Source organism: Hoeflea sp. BAL378, from assembly GCF_000759435.1.
Classification (GTDB): domain Bacteria; phylum Pseudomonadota; class Alphaproteobacteria; order Rhizobiales; family Rhizobiaceae; genus Hoeflea.
In genome coordinates this window covers 1-23144 of the sequence record NZ_JRJG01000049.1, presented here as the reverse complement: position 1 = coordinate 23144, position 23144 = coordinate 1, and the positions used below count along the sequence as shown (strand labels likewise).

Here is a 23144-nt window from a genome sequence, read left to right as displayed (position 1 = left end):
TGCACCCGCAACCGGTGCGCTTCTTCGAGGCCAGCGGCAGAAAGCTGTCCCAGGCGGCGATCGTCTTTCTCATGCTGCCGTTCTTCGCGCTGATTTTTGTGGCCTTCCTCTATCCCCTCCTGAGCCTGCTGCTGATTTCGGTGCAGGAACCCGAGCCGGGCATCACCAACTACGTCCGGATATTCGAGAATCCCATCTATGCGACCGTCCTTCTCAGAACCCTGAGACTGGCATTGCTCGTCAGCATCCTGTCGCTGATGCTGGCCCTGCCTGTCGCCCTGCTGATGGCGCGGTCTCGCGGACCGAAGCTGGCCTTCATCACCGCCTGCATCCTGCTGCCCTTCTGGTCTTCGGTGCTCGTCAGAACCGCGGCATGGTCGGTGCTGCTCCAGCGCAATGGCCTCATCAACCAGGGGCTGCAGGCCGTCGGCATAATCGATGCGCCGGTCAAGCTTTTGTACACGCAAGGGGCGGTCATCGTCGCCATGAGCCATGTCCTGATGCCGTTCATGGTGCTGCCGATCTATGGCGCGCTCCGTAACATTCCCGTCGAACTCGGACGCGCGGCGGCGATCTGCGGCGCCGGCCCCAATCGATCCTTCTGGGAGGTGACGCTGCCGCTTGCCATGCCAGGCATTGTCGCGGGTTTCATCCTCGTTTTCCTGTCGTCTCTCGGCTACTTCATCACGCCCGCACTTCTCGGCTCGCCCCAGGAGATGACCATCTCCACGCTGATCTCGCAGCAGTTGCGGGAATTCCTCGACTGGCCGTTCGCGGCGGCGCTGGTCGGCGTGCTGAGCCTCTTGGTGACCGCGATAACCCTCGCCTTCAGCCGGGTCTTTCGCTTCGATCGCATGATGGGGGCACACGAATGAACGGGCGCACGCTGATACTCAACGCCTATGTCTACGCCGTCCTGGTGTTCATCCTGGTCCCGATCCTGATCATATTGCCCATGGCGTTCAGCGAGACGGAGTATCTTGTCTTCCCGCCGAAGGGCTTCACGTTCGACTGGTTCGGGAGATTTTTTTCCGATCGCCTCTGGATGCAGGCCCTTCAGTTCAGTTTCCAGATCGCGGTGGCGACTGCGATTGCATCCACGGTGATCGGCACGATGGCGAGCTACGCGCTGGTGCGCGGCGCCGGGGCGCTCGGCTCCCTGTTCCAGGCGTTGCTGATCGGGCCGATTGTCGTGCCGCACGTGGCGCTTGCCGTCGCCCTCTATCTCTTCTTCGAGCGGGTCGGCCTGAGCGGAACGCTCGCGGGCTACATCATTGCTCACACGGTGCTGGCGCTTCCCTTCGTCGTCTTCACGGTCTCGGCTGCCCTGCTCAGCGTCGACCCGGCACTCGAGGATGCGGCGATGAGCTGCGGCGCCACACGGTTCCAGGCGTTTCGCCTGGTCACCCTCCCGCTCATCCTGCCCAATGTCGTCTCGGCGGCGCTCTTCGGCTTCATCATCTCGTTCGATGAGCCCGTCGTCACCTTCTTCCTGGCAGGCATTCGCGACAAGACACTGCCGCGCATGATGTTCGACGATATCGAGCAGAACCTCACGCCCATCATCCCGGCCATCGCAGTCCTGCTGACCGGGATATCCGTCCTCATCCTGATTGGAGCCGCTGCCCTTCGCAAAGCGGCGGAGAACCGCACCATGCCTCGGTTTGACGAGATGAAATAGACGAATTCCGCTGATCCGGAATCAGCCGAATCTCGGGGAACAGCGACCGCTCTTCGCTGCCCGCTTCGAACTGCCGCGCACGGAATATGCGCAGTGGACAACTGGTACTCTGTTCAAAAAAGGGGAGACTACAACATGAGACACCCAAGAATGCTTCTGGCGGCAGGCTGCATCCTCGCCGTGACCGCTGCCCTTCCGGCAACCGCAGACGAAGTCGTGATCGCCACGACCGGCGGCCTGATGCGAAACTCGCTGGAGGCCAACATGTACAAGCCCTTCACCGAGGCCACCGGTATCGAGGTCGTGCCGGTCGACATCGAGGTGCCCGACCAGTGGGCGAAAGCCGAGGCGATGGCCCGCAGCGGCAAGATGGAGTACGACGTCGTCACCGCCACCGGTGGCGATCTGATCGAGAAGAAGGACATCCTTCACGAGATCGACTGCGCGGCGCTGCCCAATGTCGTCAAGAACGGACTGCCGGGAAGCTGCGAGCCGTACGGCGTCGTCCGCACGATCGGCGCGCAGATGATTGCCTACGACACGGAAGTGTTTCCCGAGGGTCCCAAGAACTGGGCGGACTTCTGGAATGTCGAGAAGTTTCCCGGGGGCCGCGGGCTACCGGATACCGGCGACCGCGACTGGTGGCTGCCCGCCATCGCCTTGATGGCGGACGGCGTCAAGCCCGCCGACCTGTGGCCGCTCGATCTCGACCGGGCCTACAAGAAGCTGGACGAGATCCGTCCGCACGTGGCGGTCTGGTGGAAGACCGGCAACCAAATGCAGCAGATCATGCGCAACAAGGAAGTCGTGATGATCATCGGCTATTCAGGCCGTGCCCTGGCGACGGTGCGCGAAGGACAGCCGTGGGCGATGGTCTGGGAAGATACGATCCGCGACGCCGGCATCATGTCCATCATGAAGGACGCGCCGAACCTTGAGGCCGCACTCAAATACATCGACTTCTTCTATGCCAATTCCGATGGCCATCCCGAGTTCATGCGGGCGGTGAACTATGCCACGTCCAGCCGGGGCGGCCTCGAAAAGCTGCCGCCCGAAGAGCAGGTTCTCTATCCGACGGCGCCGGAAAACTTCGCCAAGATGGTTGTCCCCGATTTCGAATGGATCGGCAAGAACCGGGCCGAACTGCGCGACCGCTGGACCAAGTGGATCGCCCAGTAAGCGCACTCCGGGGCCGGCCCATGCCGGCCCCGGCCGATCACCTCAAACGCGAGACCCACTATCATGGACCACACGAGTGATCCGAACGCGATCAAGTTCAGCTTCGACGGCAAGCGAACGGATCTGGCCCGCGAATTCCTGGCCAATCCCATGGGACCCTACAGCCCCGATCTCTGGAAGCTGCTGAACTTCATGCGCAGGGGGCCTGTCGCCGGGCGCCATGTGCTGATCGTTCTGGGGCCGGGCCGCTGGCAGCTTGGCCGGCTTCCCGCGGCGCCAGGCCAGAAGGTCGTCCGCTTCGAGGACGTGGAATTCGACAATCTCGCGGATGCCGAGCGGCACATATTCACGCTTCGCTGGCAGCAGATCTCAGGAAGCAAGCTCGATGTCTAAGATGATCCCGATCAATACCAACCTGTTCCTCGGCTATCCCGACACGATCAGCGTCGCCCTGGGTGAGGACGTGACGTTCCACATCAGCTCGCAGGAGAGCGCGGTCCAGGTGTCAGTCGTCAGGCTTCGCTGCGCCGACGTCGATGCGCCCGGCCTGAAATACGAGATCGTCGAGTCGGCCATATCCGGCGTCCACGCATGCCACGACCAGCCCGTCGTGCCCGGATCGGCTGTTGTCGTCAACGACGGCAGCGCGCTGTCCCTCGCCGGATCGTGGTCGATCGGATGCTACATCTGGCCGACGCGGATAACCCCGGAAACGCAGACAATCCTGTCGCGATGGTCCGAGGTCGACGGCAAGGGCTACTTGCTGGGCATCAGCAAGGCCGACGGCCTGACGATGAAGCTCGGCACCGGATCGGGAACCGCGTTTACCGCAAAGACCGGAAAGCCGCTCAAGGAGCGCCGTTGGCACTGGGTCTCGGCCTCGTTCGATGCGGGGACCGGGGTCCTCACCCTTTGCCAGTGGCAGCTTGCAGAGGGCTGCGTCCCCGAGCGTCTCACGACGGAGACCTTCGCCGTGGAGGCAGGGACGGAGCTCGATTCCCGAACGCCGTTCCTGATCGGAGCCCACCATCTCAGCCCGAAGCAGGGCGCTTATGCGGGCTTCTTCGACGGCAAGATCGAAGCTGCCCGGATCGTGTCCAAGCCGATGCCGGCAAGCGACCTGCGTGCCCTTCACCCCACTCAGCGGACAGGTTGCGCCGAGTCCAGCCTGCTCGCCTTCTGGGATTTCTCGGTCGGGATCGACACCCTGGCGGTAACCGACCTTTCCACCAATGCGCTGCACGGGAGGCTGCACCAATTGCCGCGCCGGGCCGTGACAGGCGTTTGCTGGAGCGGAAAGGTGCATGATTGGCGTCTTGCGCCGCAGGAGTATGGAGCGATCCATTTTCACTCCGATGATCTCTACGATTGCGGTTGGAAGCCGACATTCACGCTGTCGGTGCCGGAGAACTGGAAGACGGGATTCTACGCGCTGCGGCTCAGGGTTCCCGGCACAGAAGCCGCTCCGTCGGAAACGGTTGCCGCAGAAACCTTCATTCCCTTCTTCATCACCCCTGCCGAGCATTCGCCTCGCGCGAAGCTTGCGGTGGTTGCGTCTGTCGCGACCTACCTGGCCTACGCCAACAGCGCGCTGCGGATGCAACATGTGCATTTCCAGGGGCTGATCGAGCACGCCGTGCAACTGTCGCTCGACGAGGTCTACCTGGCGGAAAACCCCCAGTTCGCCAACTCCACCTACGACAATCACATCGACGGCTCCGGACGCTGCTACAGTTCCTGGCTGCGCCCGATCTTCAACATGCGGCCGCGGGCCAATCCCTTCAACTATGTCCACGACACCCACATCCTTGACTGGCTCGAGGAGGAGGGAATCGACTACGACGTGATTACCGACGTCGAGATCGACCGCAAGGGTCTTGCCGCGCTCAAACCCTACCAGGCGATCATCACGCCCACCCATGAAGAGTATTCCACGCTCAACATGATGAATGCGCTGATGGCCTACCAGAATGCCGGCGGACGGCATCTCTGCCTCGGCGCGAACTCGTTCTACTGGCGCTGCGCCTTCCATCCCCAGGCGCCGCAGGTGCTCGAAGTTCGCCGTGGAATGGCCGGCACCCGCACATGGGAGTCGCAATCGGGCGAAGTCCATCTGGCGGGTACGGGCGAGCCAGGCGCGCTCTGGCGGCACAGCGGCTTCGCGCCCCAGGCCCTGGTCGGCGTTGGCTTCGATGCGACGGTCTATGACCACGCCGGCTACTACATGACCACGCCGGATGCGCGGGATCCCCGCGTGGCCTATATCCTGGAAGGCATTTCGGACGACACGCCGATCGGCGACTATGCGGCGCGCGTCGGCGGCGCCGTCGGTATCGAGACGGACCGGGCGGATTTCGATCTCGGAACGCCGGAGCATTCCCTGATCATCGCCACCTCCCATGGGCTCGGGCCTGGTGCCCTGCCGACGCTGGAGGAGATCAGGACAATGTCGCACGGGCTGGACGGCGAGCAGAACAACCTCGTGCGGGCCGACATGGTGTTCTTCGAGACGCCGAATGGCGGGGCCGTCTTCTCGACCGGATCGATCTCCTACGCTCTTTCCCTCAGTCACAACGACTACAACAACGATATCCGAACCATCACGCGGCGAGTGACAGACCGTTTTCTGGATCCCGCTCCGTTCAACATCCCCGGGTAAGCAACGTGGCAAAGAAATCTTCATTCATCCCGCCAGAAATGGGGGACTTCAACCGGCGCCCGGCCAGGACCGTGCCGATGCATGGCGATCACTCGTGGCAGGCCTATCCCTGGTATGATGCGCCGCATGACGATCCGGCCTTCCCGGAAGTCCACGTCTATACCGACGCCATGTCCTATGATGCCGGCGACGAGATCGCGTTTCACGCAAGTTCCACGGCTGCAACATGGTCCATGACGATCTACAGGGACGGCGCCGATCCCGTCACGGTGATGGAAGAGCATGATATCAAGGGCGTGCACCATCCCGTGCCGGAAGCGAGTTTCCGAGATGGATGCGGCTGGCCGGTGGCGTTCCGGTGGACGCTTCCGGACGACAGCCAGTCCGGTTTCTACCGTGTCGTGTCGACTTGCGACCGGCCCAGCGGCGGCCGCTTCGTCCAGCACCATTGTTTCGTCGTGCGTCCGTCGGATCGCAGGCCGCGGTCGCAGATGCTGCTCATCCTGCCGACGAGCACATGGATCGCCTACAACGACTGGGGTGGTGCGAACTACTATTTCGGTGCTGCCGGCCCGGAGAAGGACAAGCACTCGCCGGTGCTCAGCACCCAGCGCCCCTGGACGCGTGGCATGGTCTGGCTGCCGCCCGGAGCCCCCCGTATCTGTGCGGACCCGACGCCCGAAATGGGCGATGCGCCGCGCTATCCCATGAAGGAGTTCGCCTATGCGAACGGCTTCGGGCAGTTCTATGCGGCCGCAGGCTGGGCGCAGTTCGACCGCCATTTCGTCGTTTGGGCCGAACGGGAAGGCTATACGCTCGACATTATCACGCAGTCGGACCTGCACTTTCAGCCGGAGCTGCTGGATCACTATTCCTGCGTTGTGATCGTCGGCCACGACGAGTACTGGACGCGCGAGATGCGCCTGACCATGGAGGCCTATGTCGAGAAGGGGGGCAACCTCGCACGCTTCGGCGCCAACTTCCTCTGGCAGGTGCGGCTCGAGAACAACGGCACCCAGCAGGTCTGCTACAAGTTCACGGCCGCGGAGGAAGATCCTGTCCGGAATACCGACCAGGCCCACACGCTCACGACGGCCTGGGAAGACAAGTCGATCGCCTGGCCTGGCGCAACCACTGTCGGGGTGAACGGCATGCACGGCATGTGTGTCTCCTGGGGAGGGTTCGCCCCGGGGGGCCAGAAGGGCTTCACAGTCTACCGGCCGGAGCACTGGGCTTTCGAAGGAACCGGCCTGCATTACGCCGATGTGTTCGGCGAGAAGGCCCGCATATTCGCCTATGAGGTCGACGGGCTCGACTACACGTTCCGTCACGGCTTTCCCTATCCCGTTCCGGGACCGGGCATTCCGGAGTCGATTGAGATTCTCGCCATGGCGCCGGCGCTGCTGATGGAAGATGAACCGGTGGGCGAGGGGTTCCGCTATTACGTGCGCGATTTCCAGCACCGGGGCCTCGTCAAGGCCGCCACCGGCGGCCACGCGCAGGCGGATCTCGACCGATATGCGCATGGCTCCGGCATGATGGTGCACATGACGCTCGGCAGGGGAGAGGTGTTGACCGCCGCGACGTGTGAATGGGTCATGGGCCTGAAGCGGGACGACCCCTACACGCAGATGATCACGCGCAACATCCTCGACCGCTTCATCGCCAAAGGCGCCTCGACGGCGACAGATCGGGCCGGCCAGGCTCCAAGGTAACGGGGTGCGGTCGCCCGGCCGCGATCAATGAAGCCAGGCACAGTCCGGGCGGGAAAGCCGCCCGGACAGGCGCAAACCGTCGAGGCGCCGGGACGGCGACGGCGGATCAAGGATAAACCGAAGAAATGCTTGAAGAACTTCGGCGCCATCGCGTCAGAGGCTGGGATCGATCTCTCCCGAACCGTCAAGACGACGGTCCTGCTCACCGACCTTGGGGAGTTCGGTGCGGCGAATGAGGTCTATGGCCAGCATTTTGCCGCGCCTTTCCCGGCGCGGGCCTGCTACCAGGTTGCCGCCCTCCCCAAGGGAGCCATGGTTGAAGTGGAAGCCATCCTGGCGCTTTGACGAATCGAAGACGAACAGGCTCAGGTGCAAACCTGCACGCAGTCGCGAAGCGGTGAGATGGAGTCCACCATTGATCGCCGCCACTGCCCGAAATCGCGGCGTCCACGATCTGCCACGCCGATCAGGTTCAGGATGTCATCCCGCGATGACATGGGAAGGCCCCGCGCAAGCCGATGCGCGAGGCCTTCGCAGTCGGGGGAGGGACGGCTCAGTCCCGGCCGGACCAGTGCACGATGCGCAGCTCCAGCGCCCGGATCGCGCGGTCGAGACCGAAGCCCATCACGGCCATGATCACGACGCCGACGAGCACCACGTCGGTCGACAGGAACTCGGCCGCCGTCAGCGACATCCAGGCGATACCGTCTGACGTCGCCGTTAGTTCCGCCGCCACCAGCATCGTCACACCGATCGAGATCGACATGCGGATGCCGGTGAAGATGCCCGGCAGGCAGGCCGGCAGGATGACCCGCGAGAACACGGTCCAGCGCGAGGCGCCGAGCGATTGCGCGGCCTGGATCTTCTTGTCGCTGACCGAACGGACGGCCTGCATGGCGGCGATGACCATCAGCGGAAACACCGGCGCCGCGATGATGATGATCTTGGATGTGTTGCCGATGCCGAACCAGATCAGGAACAAGGGCAGCAGCGCCAGTTTCGGGATCGGGCGGATCGCCTGGATCGGCGGCTCCAAAAGCGCCCGGACCGTGCGGTTGGCGCCGATCAGAAGGCCGAGCGGCACGCCGATGACGACGCAGGCGGAGAAGGCCACCGCGAAGCGATAGAAGCTCACGCCGATATGGTGCCACAGCGAGTTGCCCTGATAGCCGTGCTGGGCAAGGCTCAGGAAGGCCTGCAGCACCGCGCCCGGCGAAGGCAGGAAGATCGGGCGGATCAGCGGCTGCCAGAGGCCGGAGCCGGTGACCGCGAACCACAGCGCAAACAGCGCAAGGAAGGTCGTGCTCGTCAGCCAGCGGTCGCGCCGGGAGGCCCGTCTTTCCACCGTGGCCGCGTCATAGGTTTCGCTCTCCTGCAGCACCTCGTCGCGCGCACTCATGCCAGTTCCTCCTGGAGCCGCGCCTTTTGCGATTCCTCGCGCAACAGGCCGACGATTTCCCGGCGCGCGGCGGTAAACTCGGCCGTCGCGCCGACAAGCGGATCCGGATTTTCGGAGAAGTGCGAGCGGTAGGCGGCCTTGATGCGTCCGGGCCGGGCCGACATGACGATGATGTGGGTTGCCAGAAACAGCGCTTCCTCGATGGAATGGGTGATCCACATCACCGTCTTTCCCGTCTCCTGCCAGATGCGGCGCACCTCTTCCTGCAGCAGTTCCCGGGTCTGCTGGTCGAGCGCCGCGAAGGGCTCATCCATCAGCAGCACCTCCGGATTGTTGACGAGCGCCCGGGCGATGCCGACACGCTGCTGCATGCCGCCCGAAAGCTGGTAGGGGTATTTCTGCGCGAAACTGCCGAGCCCGACCATCTCGAGCATCTCTTGCGCGCTGGTGCGGGCCTCGGCCGCCGGAATGCCGCGGGCGCGGGGACCGAAGGCCACGTTTTCCAGCGTCGTGAGCCAGTTGAACAGCGCGCCCTGCTGGAAGACCACGCCGCGTTCGGCGCCGGGTCTGGTGATGACCCGACCGTCAAGCACGGCGCGGCCGCTGGTGGGCGGCTCGAAGCCGGCGACGATGTTGAGCAGGGTGCTCTTGCCGCAGCCGGACGGGCCGACCACGCAGAGAAAATCCCCCAGGCCAATGCACAGGTCGATCGGTGGAAGCGCCTGCACCGCATCGGCGCCGCCGCCATAGGTCTTGGACAGCCCCTCTATCATCAGCTTCGCATCGCGGCGCCGTTCCGGGCTGTTCAGATCGATCGGTTCAATGGACATGCCTCGTCTCCTTGGCCTGGGGGTCTGTCTTATGCGCCGACCATCTTCTGAAGGAAGGTGCTGTCGATGAACTTGGAGAAGTCCTCCGGCATCGACGTGACCTGGCCGGCTTCCTGCAGGAATTCGGCCTGTTGCCTGATGGTGTTGAGCGCGCCGGTCTCGGTGGCGCCCGGCGCACCCATCCAGGTGTCGGTCAGTTGCTCTTCAGGGGAGAGGGTGTGGGTGTTCTTTGCATAGGTCAGGGCCACGTCCTCGGTGACCTGGAGGAAAGGCGCCATGACCTTGGCCATCTCGTCGGGCGTGTCGCGATAGATCGCGTTGATCCGGTCCAATTCCTTGAGGTAGGTGAGCACCAGGTCGGGATGCTGCTCCTTGAAGCCGTCGCGGACGACGATGGCGTCGAACACGAAGGTGCCGGCGGAGATGAGGTCGGCGCCGGAGAAGATGGTCTTGCCACCGCTTTCCTCGAGGATCTGCAGGACCGGGTACCAGATATAGGCCGCATCGATGGCGCCGCTGTCCCAGGCGGCGGCAATGGCGTCGGGCTTGAGGTTGATCAGCGTGGCGTCGCTGGCGGTCAGGCCCGCGGCCTTCATGCCGGCCAGGAGCGCGAAGTGAACCGTGGTATTGAAGGGGCAGCCGATGCGCTTGCCCTTGAGGTCGGCCATGGTCTCGATGCCGCTGTCAGGCTTGACGCACAGCGCCTCGCTGTCCTTGATGATCTTGTGAATGTAGATCATCGAAATCGGCAGGCCCTTGGCGAAGCCCACGATCATCGGGCTGGAGCCGAGATTGCAGATGTCCATTTCCTCCGAGGCCATCGCCGTGAGGATCTGGGGGCCGCCGGTCACGCCGACATATTGCACATCGACGCCCGCGCCCATTGCCTTCTGCATGGAGCCGGTGGCCTTGGAAAAGTTCTGCTGGTTGGCGGAGGAGAAGTGCCCGAGCTTGGCGGTGACCTGCTGGGCGCGGGCCGCACGGGGCATGCCGGTGGCGATGAAGGTCGCGAGGCCGACATTTGCCGACAGCAGGGCGAATTCGCGACGGGTCAATTTATGGGTCATTCGAACGTTCCTTTCAGGAGGTGAAGTGGAATAGGGGCCGGTTTGTCCGGCCTTCGTTCTTGTTGGTCAGGGTGGGCTACTGCGCAGCCAGGACGCCTTTCTGAATGGGGAAGGGCGATGCATCAGGTTCGGTGACGCCGAATTCCCGCTCGATCTGGCGGACGGTATGGCGCAGTTCGGCCAGGGTTTCGTCGAGCCGGTCCGGGGTGGCGCGGTAATCGGGCATCGACACGCAAAGCGCCGCCACGGTGCGGTTGTCGGCGCCGCGCACGGGCAAGGAAATTCCGGATGTGTCGGGGCGCCAGGTGCGGCGCATGAGGGAGTGTCCGACCGCGCGCACCTCGGCCAGCTTGTCCAGCACTTCCGCCTCGCTCGCAAAGGAAAACTCGGTCGGCCGCGGCAGCGGGTCGGGAAGCAGGCGCAGCACTTCCTCGTCCTGCATGGTCGCCAGCATCGAGATTCCGTTCGAGACGCACCAGGCCAGGCAGCGATTGCCGATATTGTCATGGACGCGCACCACCTGGGTGCTCTCGACCAACTGGATACAGACCGTCTCGACCCCATCGAGAACCGCAAGCGCCGCGCCATCCGCGACCTTGTTGACCAGCTCGGTCATGTAGGGGCCTGCCACGCGTGACATCCAGAGCGGCGTCGCCACGCAGCCCACCTGCCAGGCGCGGATGCCGATCGTGTAGCGCTGGTCATCCAGTCGCCGCACGTAGCCGCGCTGGTCGAGCGTGGTGAGCAGCGTGTGGACGCTGGACTTCGACATGCCGATTTCCTGCGCGATCATCGTCAGCGAAACCGGAGCAGAGCCTGCCGCAATCGCTTCAAGAATGTCGAGACCGCTGTTCAATCCGGATCGTTTTCGGGACGGTGTCATGTTCTGTTTTGCCGAACTTGGATTTGTCATTGACGAACGATACGCGGCTGTGCATTGCTACGTCAATGGTTTACTTTCACAAGCGATCATTCCAGGCATTGCGGGCCATTCGCCCGGCCGCCGATGGGGCCGCATCGGGATGAGCGGCCGGGCCACGCGACAGGACGCCGATCCGGTGCTGCGCCGGACCCGGCAGCGGCGCCGTGCGGTTGCGGGCCAGGGGGCGGAAATCATCGATTCAGAAGGACGGCGATGGCTGGACGCGTCTTCGAGCGTGTTCGTGGCGATTCTCGGCGCCAACCCGCCCGGCGTCGCCGAGCGGATCATGGCCAGCATGCGGCAGCTTCAGTTCAGCTATTCCGGCCAGTTCGGCAGCGCTGAGGAGGATGAACTGGCGGCTGCGCTGATCCGGCGGGCGCCGGCCGGCTTCGGCAAGGTGTGGCTGACCACCTCCGGCTCCGCGGCCAATGAATCCGCCGTCAAACTCGCCCGCCAGTACCACCTTGCGCGCGGAAAGCCGGGCAAGACCGCCGTCATCTGCCGCTGGCACAGCTACCATGGCAGCACCATCGGCGCGATGTCGCTGTCGGGCTCCGGCCCGCGCAGACGCCCCTACCAGCCCTATCTCCTGGACATGCCGCACGTGCCGCCGCCCGACTGCTATCGCTGTCCCTGGGGCCAGGACGAGAGCGGTTGCGACCTGGCCTGCGCTGAGGCCTTCGAGGCCGAGATCCTCAATCGCGGCGCCGACAATGTCTCGGCGGTGCTCGTCGAGCCGGTGGCCGGCGCGCCGCTGGGCGCGCTGGTCGCGCCGCACGGTTATCTCTCACGCATCCGCGAGATCTGCGACCGGCACGACGTGCTGATGATCGTGGATGAAGTCGTCTCGGGATTGGGCAGGACGGGCTCCTGGCTTGTGATCGACCAGGATGGCGTGGCGCCCGACATGATAACCCTGGCCAAGGGGCTGGGCGGCGGCTACACGCCGATCGGGGCTTTGCTGCTGCACGATCGCATCGCCGGCGCGCTGGACCGGGCCGGAACGTCCTTCAATCACGGCGATTCCTTCACGGGGCATCGGATCATGGCGGCGGCGGGCGCCGCCGTTGTCGATTTCATCGAAAAGGAGCGGCTGGTCGAGCGGGTGCGTGAAAACGGCCCCAGGCTCCACGCCCTGCTGGCGCCCCTGGAACAGCATCCGATCGTCGGCAAGCTGCGCGGCCGCGGCTATCTCTACGGCGTCGAACTGGTGGCGGACAAGCTGACCCGCCAGCCGTTTGCGCGCGAGGCCCAGGTGTCCGAGCGGGTCGCGGCCGCCGCGGCCCGGAACGGCGTCCTGTTTCAGACCGGCAACGCCGCCGCCAACGGGCGGGACGGCGACACCGTGATGATCGCGCCCCCCTATGTCACCACCGATGCCCAGTTGTCCGAGATCGTGTCCGTTCTGGGCCGGGCGCTTGACGATGTGAACGCGGAAATCCGCAGCGCCGCCTGACCCGACGGCGGCTGTCCACCTGAATGAGGAGTGCCACATGACCCAAAGAAAATCCTTTCCCGAAGGAGGCGCAAGCTGGGACCGCCTCAAGGCGGAGATGGACCATTTGCGCGCGGACGATCTGGACTGGAGGCACGGCCGCAGCCCGCTCTATGTCTTCTACAACGACCCCGAGACGCTGGAGATCGGCAAGCGCGCCTTCATGGAGTTCTTCTCGGAGAATGCGCTGGGCCGCAAGCGGGCGTTTCATTCGGTCCAGGCGATGGAAAACGACGTGCTGGATTTCGGCCTGAGCCTGTTTTCCGCTCCGCCCGAGGCAAAGGGCGTCTTCACCAGCGGCGGCAGCGAGAGCATCCTTCTCGCCATGAAGGCCGCGCGAGACGCCTGGCGCAGGCAGCATGGCGGGGACCGCGGCGCGCTCAACCTGGTGATGCCGGTCTCGGCGCACCCGGCCTTCGACAAGGCATGCGCGCTCATGGACATCACCATCCGCCGCGCCGCGCTCACGCCCGACTGCCGGGTCGATGTCGCCGCGATGGAGGCGTTGATCGACGAGCGCACCATGGCCATCGTCGGCTCCGCCCCCTGTTTTCCGCACGGCGTGATCGACGACATTGAGGCCCTGTCGTCGCTGGCCGTAGCCAGGGGGGTCTGGCTGCATGTCGATGCCTGCGTCGGCGGCTGGATCGCCCCGTTCTTCGCCATGAACGGGCGGCCAACGCCTGCCTTCGATTTCCGCTTCGCCGGCGTCCGCTCCATCTCCGCCGATCTGCACAAGTTCGGGTTCTGTCCGAAACCGGCCTCGACCGTGTTTTTCCGCAACGGCGCCGAACGCGACCAGGCGACCTTCGTCGCCGAGGAATGGCCGAACGGACGCTTCGAGACCTCCACACTCGTCGGCACCCGGCCGGGCGGCTCGGTTGCGGCGGCATGGGCGGTGCTCAATCATCTCGGTACCAGCGGCTATCGGGACATCGCGCAGCGGCTCGCCGCCATGGTCGACGCCTATGTCGCCGACATCGAGGCCATCGACGAATTGCGCATGGTCGCGGCGCCGGACCTGACGATCATCAACTTCACTTCGGACACGGTCGACATGGCGCTGGTGGCGGATGAAATGAAGGCGCTGGGCTGGTTGCCGGGCATGACCCGGAGCCCCCAGGGCCTGCATGCCATGCTGTCGATGTTCCACGACGGGGCGCGGGCGGATTACATCGCCGACCTGAAATCGGCCGTGAGCGGTGCAAGACGGAACGCAGGCGCGAAGGCCGGCAGCGAAGCGGTTTACTGACGGACCTGCGGGCCGGCGCTCGCCATGGCGCAAGGCGATCAGCCTTGGGCGTCCGCGGGAGGCCATACCCTGCTGCAGGCGTTGCCTGCGGCCGGGTACGTCAACTACGCCTTGCCTTTATGAAGACGGCCGAGATCGCCCGCCGCATTCTGTCATGTCCCCGAACATCGGTCGGACGCGGTGTCGGCGAGCAGCGCGGAGAGCTCCTGCCGCAGCTTGGTTTCGTCGACAGGCTTGTTCAGCAGGGGGGCGCCGGCCAGGGCTCCGAAAAGATGGCTGGCATTGTAGGCGGTCATGACGAGGAACGGACACTTGCCGTTCCGGAGCGCCTCGGCCACCGGTTCCGACGTCCCGCCATTGAGGTTGACGTCCAGCACCGCCGCATCCGGCAGGTCACCCTCGATCAGCTCCAGCGCCGCCGCGGCGCTCGCCACCGGTCCCATCACGGTGCAGCCCCATCCTTCGAGGATATCCTGCACATCCATCGCGATCAGATGTTCATCCTCAACGACGAGGACCCTCCGCCCGGAAAGATTACCGTCTTTATTGTCAATCATGGTCTTATCCGTCCACTGTGAAGGAGAGAGTGTAGTTGAGGCCCTGCGCGCGATAGGCGAGCTTGGCTTCGCCGTTCAGTTCCCGCGCAACCACATCCTCCAGCAGACGGGTCCCAAATCCCTTGAGTTGCGGCGGAGTGATCTCCGGTCCGTCCGATTCCTGCCAGGTCATGGAAAGCCGTTTCCGCGCTCCCTTTTGCGCTTCAAGGTCCCAGCCGAGGCTCACCTTGCCGCCGGCCACGCTGAGAGCGCCATATTTGGCCGCGTTCGTCGCAAGCTCATGGAGCGCCAGTCCGAACATGCGGGCCTGCCGGGCGGAGAGGTCGACCGAGCTTCCCTCGATGCTGATGGACCCGGCGTCTTCCTGCCTGTGGGGCGCCAGCACTTCCTCCGCGAGAACCAGCGGATCGGTGCGCTCGCGATTGCTTTCGAAGACCAGACTTTCGGCGGTCGACAGCGCCTGCAGGCGGTCGATGAAGGCGGTGCGGAATTCCTCCGCGGTCCGGCCCTGCGCCGATGTCCGGGACGCCAGCGCCCTGACCAGGCTGAGCAGGTTCCTCACCCGATGACCCAGCTCCCGCGCCAGGATGCCCTGTTCGCGCGCCGAGCGCCGAAGCTCCTCATGAACCCGCACCCGCTCGATCGCGGCGGCCAGCAGGTTCGCATAGGAGCGCAGGAACGCCACGTCGTCTTCGGTGAAGCCGCGCGGCTGCTGGGCGTCGACTTCCAGAACGCCGTAAGCCGGCCCTTCGCCGGCGATGACGACATTGACCATGCTCCTGACGCCGTGGCGTCGAAGCACCTCGGGCATTTCGAAGCGGTTTTCCACGTCGAGGTCCGGAGAGACCACGGGCTCGTCGCAGCGAAGCGCGTAGCCGCCGGGAGAGCGGACATCGTCCCCGAAAGTCTCATGGCCGACGACGCCCGGTTGCCAGTTGACGCCGGCGCGGATGAGCATCTCGCCGCGATCCGGCCAATGCTCGAGCACTTTCACGAGGGGCACGTCCAACGCCTCGGACACCAGTTCCGTGGCCCGATGAAGCAACTCGTCGACGTCATCGCAGCGAAAAGCGAACAAGCCGAAATCGGCAAGCGCCGCCCGTTGCAATTTCAGTTGGTCCTGCATGACTTATCCCTACGAGTAACTGGAGGTGGCCTGAGCACGCCAACGCACGGCCTGTGCGTTGGTTCCTTTCCATTGAGGGCGGAGAAGCCAGGCAGCGCGGCGGGTTCAGCGCCCACGGGCCCGCAGGCAGCAGCCCCGGGCAGACCGAACACCCGGCGACGGAGGGGCAGGGTGTTCCATTTACTGTCGGCGGCACTGATTTGATGCGCAGGAAGGCGGGCGGGTGGCGCAGCCCTCACGCCGCGCGCCGGCATCGGCCATCGAGACTGCGGAAGCTTTACCCGCACACTTGGTCAGCCGCGCCTTTTGGCGCGCGCGGGCAAGGTGCAGTGCGAGGGCGGGCGCGTTTGCCGGTGACTGACGAAGAGGCTGGCGATGGATGTCTGGCGGAATCGAAGCGACTGAAAACAGGCCAAAAAACCTTGGCTCGACGGCTGTGCCGGAGCCGCGCGCGGGGCACGTGCCGGGAGTTTCAGCAGTCGCCAAGCCGGGACAAATACGGCTCCGACCCCGTTCGCCACGTGATCGCCAAGATGATTGACTAAGGTCCTGAACGGCGATTAAATCTTCTTTGGCAACATTCAAATCTGATTTTATCCCGGTTGTCCGGCTTGCTGCTTGCGTTCGGTGAAGGGGCTGCTCAAGATGAATCCTCTCCCTGGCAACGGCCAAGAGCGACTCGATAGCGAGGACCGCCGCGCGCAGGCGGAGCCGCAGGGCGTGGAAGCGTTTCACGATGCGGCGGCGTTTCTGGCGGCGATCGTCGAATCGTCCGACGATGCGATCGTCAGCAAAAGCCTGAGCGGCATCATCACGACATGGAACAAGGCCGCGGAACGGCTGTTCGGCTACACCGCCGAAGAAGCTGTCGGACGTCCGGTGACCCTCATCATTCCCGATGACCGTCTCGACGAAGAGCCGTCGATCCTGGCCCGCATCCAGGCGGGCGACCGCGTGCAGCATTTCGAGACGGTGCGCCGCAGGAAGGATGGCGCGCTGATCGACATCTCGTTGACGATTTCGCCGATCAGGGCGCGCAACGGGACGATCATCGGAGCGTCCAAGATCGCGCGCGACATTTCCGAGCGAAAGCGCGCCGCCGAACATCAGGACCTGCTGCTCAGGGAGATGCGTCATCGTGTGAAGAATGCCTTCGCGATTACCGGCAGCATCATTTCCCTGGCCGCCCATGCGGCGGAAACGCCGAAGGAGCTTGCCGCGGACGTGAGAAGCAAGTTGCTGGCGCTGTCCCGGGCGCACGACATTACGTTTCGAGGGTCCGAAGGCGACGAGGTTCTCCAGGAGAAGGCGGTAACCCTCTTCGACCTGCTGGCCAACATTCTCGCGCCCTATGAAATCCATGGCGAAAGGCAGTGGCGGCTCTCCGGCGACAATCCGGAAGTGGGCGCCGGCCAACTGACGAACCTCGCCCTGCTGCTGCACGAATTCGCGACCAATGCCGCCAAGTACGGCAGTCTCTCGGTTGCCGACGGCCGGCTGGAGATCTCCGCCACAGCCAAGGACGGCGTGCTGGTTCTTGAGTGGGTGGAGGCGAACGGCCCGCCGCTTCATGAGGATCACGAAGCCGGATTCGGAAGCCGGCTGGAGCAGACGGTCAGCCAGTCGCTTCGCGCCGACATCTCGCGGGACTGGCGGCCGCACGGCCTTGCCATCCGGCTGATCGTCCCCGTCGAAATGCTGGCGGAGGAGTGAGGCGGAACTCTCGGGCTGTTTCGGACCAGTCGGACCAAACGTCCCAGGCACCTCCTCGCCGATGGCAGCAAGGGACAGTGCAACGCGAATTCGCGCTTGAAAGGCGAGCCGTGGAACAAAGTGTCCGCTTCCTTGTTTACCTGGGAGCGCATCCCAGGGGACTATCATGAAGCCGGCGAGTAAGCGGACGGTTGAACTCTTCGACTGCGATCACCGGACCGTAAGCCGGGGCGCTGCCCTGAATGCCGTGGCGCTCGCTGATGTGGCGCAGGAATCGGCCGCGCGCGGGGTCATGGATACGGATTTCACGGGCGAGCACGCCACAGCCCTTGAGAGGTTCAAGGCGGTGCATCGCGAGCGGCAAGTCCCTCTTCCCGCAGCCTGGGCGGTTCCCGGGCGACCGGCATTGTGATGGCGGCGCGGCGGCACAGGAATCACGTGACAGCAGAGGACGCACCGCGGTGATGGAGTGGCTAGTTTCGACTGTTCCGCTGTTGAAGGCGTTGCATCTGGTTGCGCTCGGCATCTGGTGCGGCGGCCTGATCTCGCTGCCGATCATGCTGTCGCGCCACGACGCCGTAGTCTCTCAAGCCGTAGTCTCTCAAGATGACTACAGCATCATCCGCCACAGAACCCATGTGACCTACACCACGGTGGTGACGCCGGCGGCGGTCATTGCGGTGATCGCCGGAACCTGGCTGATCTTCCTGCGCCAGACCTTCGTGCCGTGGATGTTCGCCAAGCTGGTTTTCGTCGCGATGCTTCTGGTGATCCATGTCTGGATCGGTCACAATATCGTGCGGATCGCGGAGGAGCCGGGAGATCACCGTCCGCCCAATCCCTATCTGCCGCTGACCGGCGTCCTGGTCTGCGCGATCGCGATCCTGCTGTTTGTGCTGGGCAAGCCCGACCTGGGGTGGATTGTCATGCCCGAATGGCTTCGGCTCCCGCGGGACGGTCAATTGCCCTTCGAAATTCCAAGCCGGTAGTCGAAAACGAGTTTGCCCCCATGCCAGCCAGTAAAGCCAACCACCAGGACGCAGAGGATCGAGAGCAGGAGTCCGTAGGGAAGGACCGCCGTTTCGTAAGCCGGCAGCCTGTAGCCCCAGTTGGTGCCGAGAAGGGCGAGCAGCGTGACGGCGATGATGAAATGGGTCCAGGCCGCGGCCCTCGCCCGGATCCCCGACACCAGCAGCAGTTCGGCGGTTCCCGACAGGCCCGCGAACATCCCCAGCAGGAAGGCCGCGCCGATCGCCCAGACGGCTGCGCGCGCCCAGAACGGGTCGCCCGTCCACCAGTAGAGCAGATCGGCAGCCAGGGTGCAGAACGTGAGCGCAATCGGAAACGACACGCTCATGGCATGGATGGGGTGACCAAGGATCGCGATCCGCGTCTCGGTGTCGTCGAAGCCGGGCATGTCGGCGATGGGATCGATGAGTTCATCCTCTTCGCCCTTGATCTCCTGCGCTGGCATGGCGGCCGTCTCCTCACATTGTCTGTTTTCTCCATAACGCTTGTAACCCTGTCCGGTTGCACGGGACAACTTTCGATGCTGGATCCCGGGGGACCGGCGGCGCGGTCGATCTCGATGCTCTGGTGGGGAATGCTGATCGCGTTCACCGCCATCTTCGCCCTCGTGATGGCGCTGCTGGCGCTTGCCTGGCGGCCCGCCCGGGACGGCGCAGCGCGGTCTTCGAGCGAAAGAACCTGGATCATCGGCCTCGGCCTGGTGTTCCCGAGCGTGATCCTGATTTCTCTGCTCGCTTACGGCCTTTGGCTCGGCGAGCGGCTGATCCCGCGCGACGACCCGGACGTCACGCGGGTCACGGCGGAGGCGCGGCGATGGTCGTGGACGTTCTCCTATGATCAGAATCCGGGCCGCACCACGCTCAACGTGTTGCACATCCCCGCCGGCCGGCCCGTCGACGTCGCCATCACCACGGCCGACGTGATCCACAGTTTCTGGGTGCCGCGGCTCGCGGGCAAGCTCGATGCCATCCCGGGCCACGTCAACGTGCTCAGGATAGAGGCCGACCTGCCCGGGACCTATGCCGGACAAAGCGCGGAATTCAGCGGCCCCGGCTATGACGGCCACACATTCAGCGTCGTCGCCCATGGACCCGAAGACTGGCAGTCATTCCTGGAGGGTGGCCTATGAGTTCACTGGCACGCCATCGCGGGCTCACGGCAATATGGTCTTCCGAGCGTGGCTGGAAGGGCTGGTTCTCCACCGTCAACCACAATGATGTGGGCCTGATGTTCCTGGTCACCGCGTCCTTCTACTTCCTCGTGGGCGGCATCCTCGCCATGCTGATCAGGGCGCAGCTCGCGACCCCGCACTCGGCCTTCGCCGGTCCGGAGATCTACAGCCAGATCTTCACCATGCACGGGACCATCATGATGTTCCTGTTCGCCATCCCGATGATCGAGGGCCTGGCGATCTACCTCCTGCCCAAGATGCTGGGGACGCGCGATCTCGCCTATCCGCGGCTCACCGCCTACGGGTTCTGGTGCTACTTCTTTGGCGGCGCGATGCTGCTGATCTCGCTCCTCTTCGGGATCGCGCCCGATGGCGGCTGGTTCATGTATCCGCCGCTGACCGGCAAGATCTACTCGCCGGGCATCAACACCGACTTCTGGCTCATCGGCATCACCTTCGTCGAGATCTCGGCGATCTGCGCCGCGGTCGAATTCACCGTGACGATCCTCAAATACCGCGCACCCGGCATGACGCTCGGCAAGATGCCGATCTTCGCCTGGTACATGCTGGTGGTCTCGCTGATGATCCTGACCGGATTCCCGCCGCTGATCCTGGGCTCCATCCTGCTCGAACTCGAGCGCGCCTTCGGGATGCCCTTCTTCCAGGTCGAACTCGGCGGCGACAGCCTGTTGTGGCAGCACCTTTTCTGGCTGTTCGGCCATCCCGAGGTCTACATCATCTTCCTTCCCGCGGCAGGGGTGGTCTCCACCATCCTGCCGGTGATGTCGTCCACCACGCTGCTCGGCTACCGGTGGGTGGTGGCCGCCGCGGTGGCGCTGGCGATCCTGAGCTTCGGCCTCTGGGTGCACCACATGTTCACCACCGGCATTCCGCATATGGGGCTCGCCTTCTTCTCCGCGGCCTCGACGCTGGTGGCCGTGCCGACGGCGGTCCAGGTCTTCGCGTGGATCGGGACGATGTGGAAAGGCACGCCACACCTGCGCCTGCCGATGCTCCACATCCTGGGCTTCTTCGTCACCTTCGTCATCGGCGGGCTGACCGGGGTGATGGTCGCGGTGGTGCCGTTCGACTGGCAGGTGCATGACACCGCCTTCGTGACCGCGCATCTGCACTACGTGCTGTTCGGCGGGTTCGTCTTTCCGGTCCTGGCCGGCATCTATTACTGGCTGCCGCTGGTGACGGGGAACCGGCGCTTCTTCCGGCTCGGCGAAATGGCCTTCGCGCTGATCTTCGTCGGCTTCCACGTCACCTTCCTCGCCATGCACTGGGTGGGCCTGATGGGACAGCGGCGGCGGATCTCTACCTATGCGCCGGAGGATGGCTGGACCGCCATCAACCTGATTTCCTCGGTCGGTGGCTTCGTGATGGCGTTCGGACTGGCGATGGTGCTGATCGAGATCGTGCTGACCCTCGTCGTGCGGCACCGCGCGCCGCGCAATCCCTGGCGGTCCGGCACGCTGGAATGGGCGGTTCCGAGGCCTTCGGCCGCCTACACTTTCGCGAGCCTGCCGCGGGTGGCTTCGCGCGATCCGCTGTGGGACGATCCGGGCCTGCCGGCGCGGATTGCGCGCGGCGAGGGGTATCTGGGCGAGCCGCGCAACGGCTGGCGCGAGACGCTGATGGTCGACATCGCCTCGGGGGAGCCCGAGCAGCATGTCGTCTATCCCAGCAACACGCGCCTCCCGATCGTGCTCTCCGCGATCACCGGCCTGTTCTTTCTCTCCCTTCTCGTCAAGGTCTACTGGCTCACGCCGATCGCCGTTGCGGGGGTGGTCGCGCTCGCCTGGCGCTGGATCTGGCGGCTCGGCTCGAAGGCAGATCTGGGCGACCAGCCGATCGGGCACGGGGTCCGGATCGCGACCGTGGCGGAAGTCGACCGGCCGCCCGGCTGGTGGGGCTCCGTGTTCCTTCTCGTGGCCAACGCCACCCTGTTCGGCTCGCTGCTGTTCGGTTATGCGTTCCTCTGGACGATCGCCCCCGGCTGGCCGCCTCCGGCCTTCATCCAGCCCTCGGTCCCGGTCCTGATTGCGGCACCGGCCGGCGCGGCGCTGGCCTTAGTCGGCGCCTTAGGTGCGGTCCGGATCAACCGGACGGGCGGGAACCCGTCGGGCTTTCTGCTGACGGCCCTGGCCGGCGGCATCTGCCTGTCCGCCGCGTTCGCGGGGCTGCTGTGGGGCGCGCCATCGCCGACCGGCCACGCCTATGGCGCGACAGTCTGGGTGCTCGGGTGCTACGGGCTAGCGCATGCGCTGCTGGTGGGCCTGATGGCGAGTTTCGTGTTCGCCAGGCAGCGAGCCGGCTTCGTCTCGCCGCGGCGTCGGGCGGAACTGGCGATCGTTTCCGTCTGGGGCGCCTATCTGCTCGTCGTGACGTGTCTCATTGTCCTCGCCGTCTATCTGCCGGGGCTCGTCACATGAAGGATCTGCTGCGCATCCTGGTCTCGCCGGTCATCTGGCTCGCGTCCTTCAGTGCGATTTACGCCCTGCACGGACTTGTCTGCGCGGTCGACCCCGGAATGCCAGGGCCGGGCATTGCATGGCCGCGCCTCGTTCTGAGCCTGGCCTTCGGTCTGGCCATCCTCGTGCAAATCGGGCTGCTGGCGCTGTTGGCCTCGGCCCGGTTCGGCGCGGCACCCGGCTTCGTCCGCTTCGTCAGTCTCGCCGGCGGCTGGGTGGGACTCGTGGCGACGGTCTGGACCCTCATTCCGACCCTGGCCACCACCCCATGCGGATGACGGGGGCCTGGCCGCTGGCGACCGGCCTCCTGCTGCTGGCATGGCTGTGGCTCGGTCCTCTTCCCGAGATGGCGCGCCGCGCATTCTCGCCCCACATGATGCTGCATCTGGGCGTCATGGTCGTCGCCGCGCCGCTGATCGTCATCGGCCTGTTGCGGCTGTTTCCCGACACGCGCGCGCCGCGCCGACCGCTGCTTGCCGCCTTCGCCGCGTCCGCGCTGGACTTTTCTGTGGTCTGGGGCTGGCATGCGCCGGCACTGCATGAGGCGGCCGCGCGCTGGGACCGGGTCTTCGCCCTGCAGCAACTGAGCTTCCTCCTGGCGGGGTTCGTGCTCTGGTGGGTCTGCCTGGCAGGTCGCGACGGCAAGACCCGGGCAGCGGGCGCGCTCGCGATGCTGTTCACGTCGATGCACATGGCCATGCTCGGCGTGCTTCTGGTGCTGGCGCAGGCGCTGATCTACGCGCCGCAGTTCTGCCTCGGCGCCTTCGGCCTCGACCCGCTCACCGATCAGCAACTGGGCGGCGGCCTCATGGCCCTGTTCGGCGCGCTGCCCTATGTCTTGGGCGGGGCCTATCTGTCGTTGCGGCTGGCGG

The 23144-nt window shown here is 64.9% G+C and carries 23 protein-coding genes; 16 read left to right on the top strand and 7 right to left on the bottom strand.

What is annotated here, in order from left to right:
* Positions 1–71 precede the first annotated feature (71 nt).
* The 7 genes from LL06_RS12785 (at position 72) to LL06_RS12755 (ending at position 7579) form a co-directional block, all read left to right on the top strand.
* Positions 72–875, top strand: a complete 804-nt coding sequence (locus tag LL06_RS12785) for an ABC transporter permease (RefSeq protein ID WP_244447124.1) — start codon at positions 72–74, stop codon at positions 873–875.
* A complete protein-coding gene (locus tag LL06_RS12780) occupies positions 872–1681 on the top strand; it encodes an ABC transporter permease (protein WP_035527206.1) in 810 nt (269 codons plus the stop codon). The genes LL06_RS12785 and LL06_RS12780 overlap by 4 nt, the downstream gene beginning before the upstream one ends.
* A gap of 135 nt (positions 1682–1816) precedes the next feature.
* Positions 1817–2860: an ABC transporter substrate-binding protein gene (locus tag LL06_RS12775; RefSeq protein WP_052161517.1), complete on the top strand. Its 1044-nt coding sequence runs from the start codon at positions 1817–1819 to the stop codon at positions 2858–2860.
* Between the two features lie 63 nt (positions 2861–2923).
* The gene (locus LL06_RS12770; RefSeq protein WP_035527204.1) at positions 2924–3253 is read left to right on the top strand and encodes a hypothetical protein; all 330 of its coding nucleotides are present in this window, start codon (positions 2924–2926) and stop codon (positions 3251–3253) included.
* Complete coding sequence (locus LL06_RS12765; protein ID WP_244447122.1) at positions 3246–5519, top strand: N,N-dimethylformamidase beta subunit family domain-containing protein; 2274 nt, start codon at positions 3246–3248, stop codon at positions 5517–5519. Before LL06_RS12770 ends, LL06_RS12765 begins: the two co-directional genes overlap by 8 nt.
* Before the next feature lie 77 nt (positions 5520–5596).
* The gene (locus tag LL06_RS12760; RefSeq protein WP_244447121.1) at positions 5597–7234 is read left to right on the top strand and encodes a N,N-dimethylformamidase beta subunit family domain-containing protein; all 1638 of its coding nucleotides are present in this window, start codon (positions 5597–5599) and stop codon (positions 7232–7234) included.
* Positions 7235–7261: 27 nt separating this feature from the next.
* The gene (locus LL06_RS12755) at positions 7262–7579 is read left to right on the top strand and encodes a Rid family hydrolase (protein WP_052161515.1); all 318 of its coding nucleotides are present in this window, start codon (positions 7262–7264) and stop codon (positions 7577–7579) included.
* A 208-nt stretch (positions 7580–7787) separates the two neighbouring features.
* Here the strand turns inward: LL06_RS12755 and LL06_RS12750 are convergent, their stop codons facing one another.
* The 4 genes from LL06_RS12750 to LL06_RS12735 form a co-directional block, all read right to left on the bottom strand.
* Positions 7788–8633: an ABC transporter permease subunit gene (locus LL06_RS12750; protein ID WP_035527197.1), complete on the bottom strand. Its 846-nt coding sequence runs from the start codon at positions 8631–8633 to the stop codon at positions 7788–7790.
* Positions 8630–9463 carry an ABC transporter ATP-binding protein gene (locus LL06_RS12745; RefSeq protein WP_052161513.1) on the bottom strand — a complete coding sequence of 278 codons (834 nt, stop codon included), beginning with the start codon at positions 9461–9463 and terminating at the stop codon, positions 8630–8632. Before LL06_RS12745 ends, LL06_RS12750 begins: the two co-directional genes overlap by 4 nt.
* A 29-nt stretch (positions 9464–9492) precedes the next feature.
* Entirely contained in the window at positions 9493–10530 is a 1038-nt protein-coding gene (locus LL06_RS12740; RefSeq protein ID WP_035527194.1) for an ABC transporter substrate-binding protein, read from the bottom strand.
* Positions 10531–10606: 76 nt separating this feature from the next.
* The gene (locus LL06_RS12735; RefSeq protein ID WP_161784974.1) at positions 10607–11413 is read right to left on the bottom strand and encodes an IclR family transcriptional regulator; all 807 of its coding nucleotides are present in this window, start codon (positions 11411–11413) and stop codon (positions 10607–10609) included.
* A 139-nt stretch (positions 11414–11552) separates the two neighbouring features.
* On the opposite strand from LL06_RS12735, the gene LL06_RS12730 reads away from it, so the two are divergent.
* Positions 11553–12908, top strand: coding sequence for an aspartate aminotransferase family protein (locus tag LL06_RS12730; RefSeq protein WP_052161511.1), 1356 nt, complete (start codon positions 11553–11555; stop codon positions 12906–12908).
* Positions 12909–12945: 37 nt separating this feature from the next.
* The gene (locus LL06_RS12725) at positions 12946–14199 is read left to right on the top strand and encodes an aminotransferase class V-fold PLP-dependent enzyme (RefSeq protein WP_035527187.1); all 1254 of its coding nucleotides are present in this window, start codon (positions 12946–12948) and stop codon (positions 14197–14199) included.
* A 152-nt stretch (positions 14200–14351) separates the two neighbouring features.
* Here the strand turns inward: LL06_RS12725 and LL06_RS12720 are convergent, their stop codons facing one another.
* Together LL06_RS12720 and LL06_RS12715 are read right to left on the bottom strand one after the other, a co-directional pair.
* Entirely contained in the window at positions 14352–14756 is a 405-nt protein-coding gene (locus LL06_RS12720; protein WP_035527184.1) for a response regulator, read from the bottom strand.
* A 4-nt stretch (positions 14757–14760) separates the two neighbouring features.
* Entirely contained in the window at positions 14761–15882 is a 1122-nt protein-coding gene (locus LL06_RS12715; protein WP_035527181.1) for an HWE histidine kinase domain-containing protein, read from the bottom strand.
* A gap of 627 nt (positions 15883–16509) precedes the next feature.
* On the opposite strand from LL06_RS12715, the gene LL06_RS12710 reads away from it, so the two are divergent.
* The 3 genes from LL06_RS12710 (at position 16510) to LL06_RS12700 (ending at position 18584) form a co-directional block, all read left to right on the top strand.
* Positions 16510–17595: a PAS domain S-box protein gene (locus LL06_RS12710; RefSeq protein WP_244447120.1), complete on the top strand. Its 1086-nt coding sequence runs from the start codon at positions 16510–16512 to the stop codon at positions 17593–17595.
* Positions 17596–17761: 166 nt separating this feature from the next.
* Entirely contained in the window at positions 17762–18007 is a 246-nt protein-coding gene (locus LL06_RS12705) for a hypothetical protein (RefSeq protein ID WP_035527178.1), read from the top strand.
* 52 nt (positions 18008–18059) lie between these two features.
* Positions 18060–18584 (top strand): CopD family protein, encoded by a 525-nt coding sequence (locus LL06_RS12700; protein WP_035527175.1) that lies wholly within the window; start codon positions 18060–18062, stop codon positions 18582–18584.
* Here LL06_RS12700 and LL06_RS12695 read toward each other — a convergent pair.
* A complete protein-coding gene (locus tag LL06_RS12695; protein WP_035527226.1) occupies positions 18554–19069 on the bottom strand; it encodes a DUF2231 domain-containing protein in 516 nt (171 codons plus the stop codon). The two genes, LL06_RS12700 and LL06_RS12695, sit on opposite strands and share 31 nt — an antisense overlap.
* 75 nt (positions 19070–19144) lie before the next feature.
* Between LL06_RS12695 and LL06_RS12690 the strand changes: the two genes are divergently transcribed.
* From LL06_RS12690 to LL06_RS12675, 4 genes are all read left to right on the top strand, one after another.
* Positions 19145–19753, top strand: coding sequence for a cytochrome B (locus tag LL06_RS12690; RefSeq protein WP_244447119.1), 609 nt, complete (start codon positions 19145–19147; stop codon positions 19751–19753).
* A complete protein-coding gene (gene ctaD, locus LL06_RS12685; protein WP_035527171.1) occupies positions 19750–22233 on the top strand; it encodes a cytochrome c oxidase subunit I in 2484 nt (827 codons plus the stop codon). Before LL06_RS12690 ends, ctaD begins: the two co-directional genes overlap by 4 nt.
* Positions 22230–22550 (top strand): hypothetical protein, encoded by a 321-nt coding sequence (locus LL06_RS12680; protein WP_035527168.1) that lies wholly within the window; start codon positions 22230–22232, stop codon positions 22548–22550. The genes ctaD and LL06_RS12680 overlap by 4 nt, the downstream gene beginning before the upstream one ends.
* On the top strand, positions 22541–23144 hold a 604-nt coding region (locus LL06_RS12675), incomplete at its 3' end, for a cytochrome c oxidase assembly protein (protein ID WP_035527165.1). The genes LL06_RS12680 and LL06_RS12675, both read left to right, overlap by 10 nt.

Coding starts and splice junctions, on each gene's coding strand:
- LL06_RS12785 (WP_244447124.1), top strand. CDS start 72: ATGCTGCCGTTCTTCGCGCTGATTTTTGTGGCCTTCCTCTATCCCCTC.
- ctaD (WP_035527171.1), top strand. CDS start 19,750: ATGAGTTCACTGGCACGCCATCGCGGGCTCACGGCAATATGGTCTTCC.
- LL06_RS12750 (WP_035527197.1), bottom strand. CDS start 8,633: ATGAGTGCGCGCGACGAGGTGCTGCAGGAGAGCGAAACCTATGACGCG.
- LL06_RS12705 (WP_035527178.1), top strand. CDS start 17,762: ATGAAGCCGGCGAGTAAGCGGACGGTTGAACTCTTCGACTGCGATCAC.
- LL06_RS12690 (WP_244447119.1), top strand. CDS start 19,145: ATGCTGGATCCCGGGGGACCGGCGGCGCGGTCGATCTCGATGCTCTGG.
- LL06_RS12765 (WP_244447122.1), top strand. CDS start 3,246: ATGTCTAAGATGATCCCGATCAATACCAACCTGTTCCTCGGCTATCCC.
- LL06_RS12735 (WP_161784974.1), bottom strand. CDS start 11,413: ATGACACCGTCCCGAAAACGATCCGGATTGAACAGCGGTCTCGACATT.
- LL06_RS12775 (WP_052161517.1), top strand. CDS start 1,817: ATGAGACACCCAAGAATGCTTCTGGCGGCAGGCTGCATCCTCGCCGTG.
- LL06_RS12720 (WP_035527184.1), bottom strand. CDS start 14,756: ATGATTGACAATAAAGACGGTAATCTTTCCGGGCGGAGGGTCCTCGTC.
- LL06_RS12770 (WP_035527204.1), top strand. CDS start 2,924: ATGGACCACACGAGTGATCCGAACGCGATCAAGTTCAGCTTCGACGGC.
- LL06_RS12700 (WP_035527175.1), top strand. CDS start 18,060: ATGGAGTGGCTAGTTTCGACTGTTCCGCTGTTGAAGGCGTTGCATCTG.
- LL06_RS12760 (WP_244447121.1), top strand. CDS start 5,597: ATGCATGGCGATCACTCGTGGCAGGCCTATCCCTGGTATGATGCGCCG.
- LL06_RS12715 (WP_035527181.1), bottom strand. CDS start 15,882: ATGCAGGACCAACTGAAATTGCAACGGGCGGCGCTTGCCGATTTCGGC.
- LL06_RS12695 (WP_035527226.1), bottom strand. CDS start 19,069: ATGCCAGCGCAGGAGATCAAGGGCGAAGAGGATGAACTCATCGATCCC.
- LL06_RS12680 (WP_035527168.1), top strand. CDS start 22,230: ATGAAGGATCTGCTGCGCATCCTGGTCTCGCCGGTCATCTGGCTCGCG.
- LL06_RS12745 (WP_052161513.1), bottom strand. CDS start 9,463: ATGTCCATTGAACCGATCGATCTGAACAGCCCGGAACGGCGCCGCGAT.
- LL06_RS12725 (WP_035527187.1), top strand. CDS start 12,946: ATGACCCAAAGAAAATCCTTTCCCGAAGGAGGCGCAAGCTGGGACCGC.
- LL06_RS12780 (WP_035527206.1), top strand. CDS start 872: ATGAACGGGCGCACGCTGATACTCAACGCCTATGTCTACGCCGTCCTG.
- LL06_RS12755 (WP_052161515.1), top strand. CDS start 7,262: ATGAAGCCAGGCACAGTCCGGGCGGGAAAGCCGCCCGGACAGGCGCAA.
- LL06_RS12730 (WP_052161511.1), top strand. CDS start 11,553: ATGAGCGGCCGGGCCACGCGACAGGACGCCGATCCGGTGCTGCGCCGG.
- LL06_RS12740 (WP_035527194.1), bottom strand. CDS start 10,530: ATGACCCATAAATTGACCCGTCGCGAATTCGCCCTGCTGTCGGCAAAT.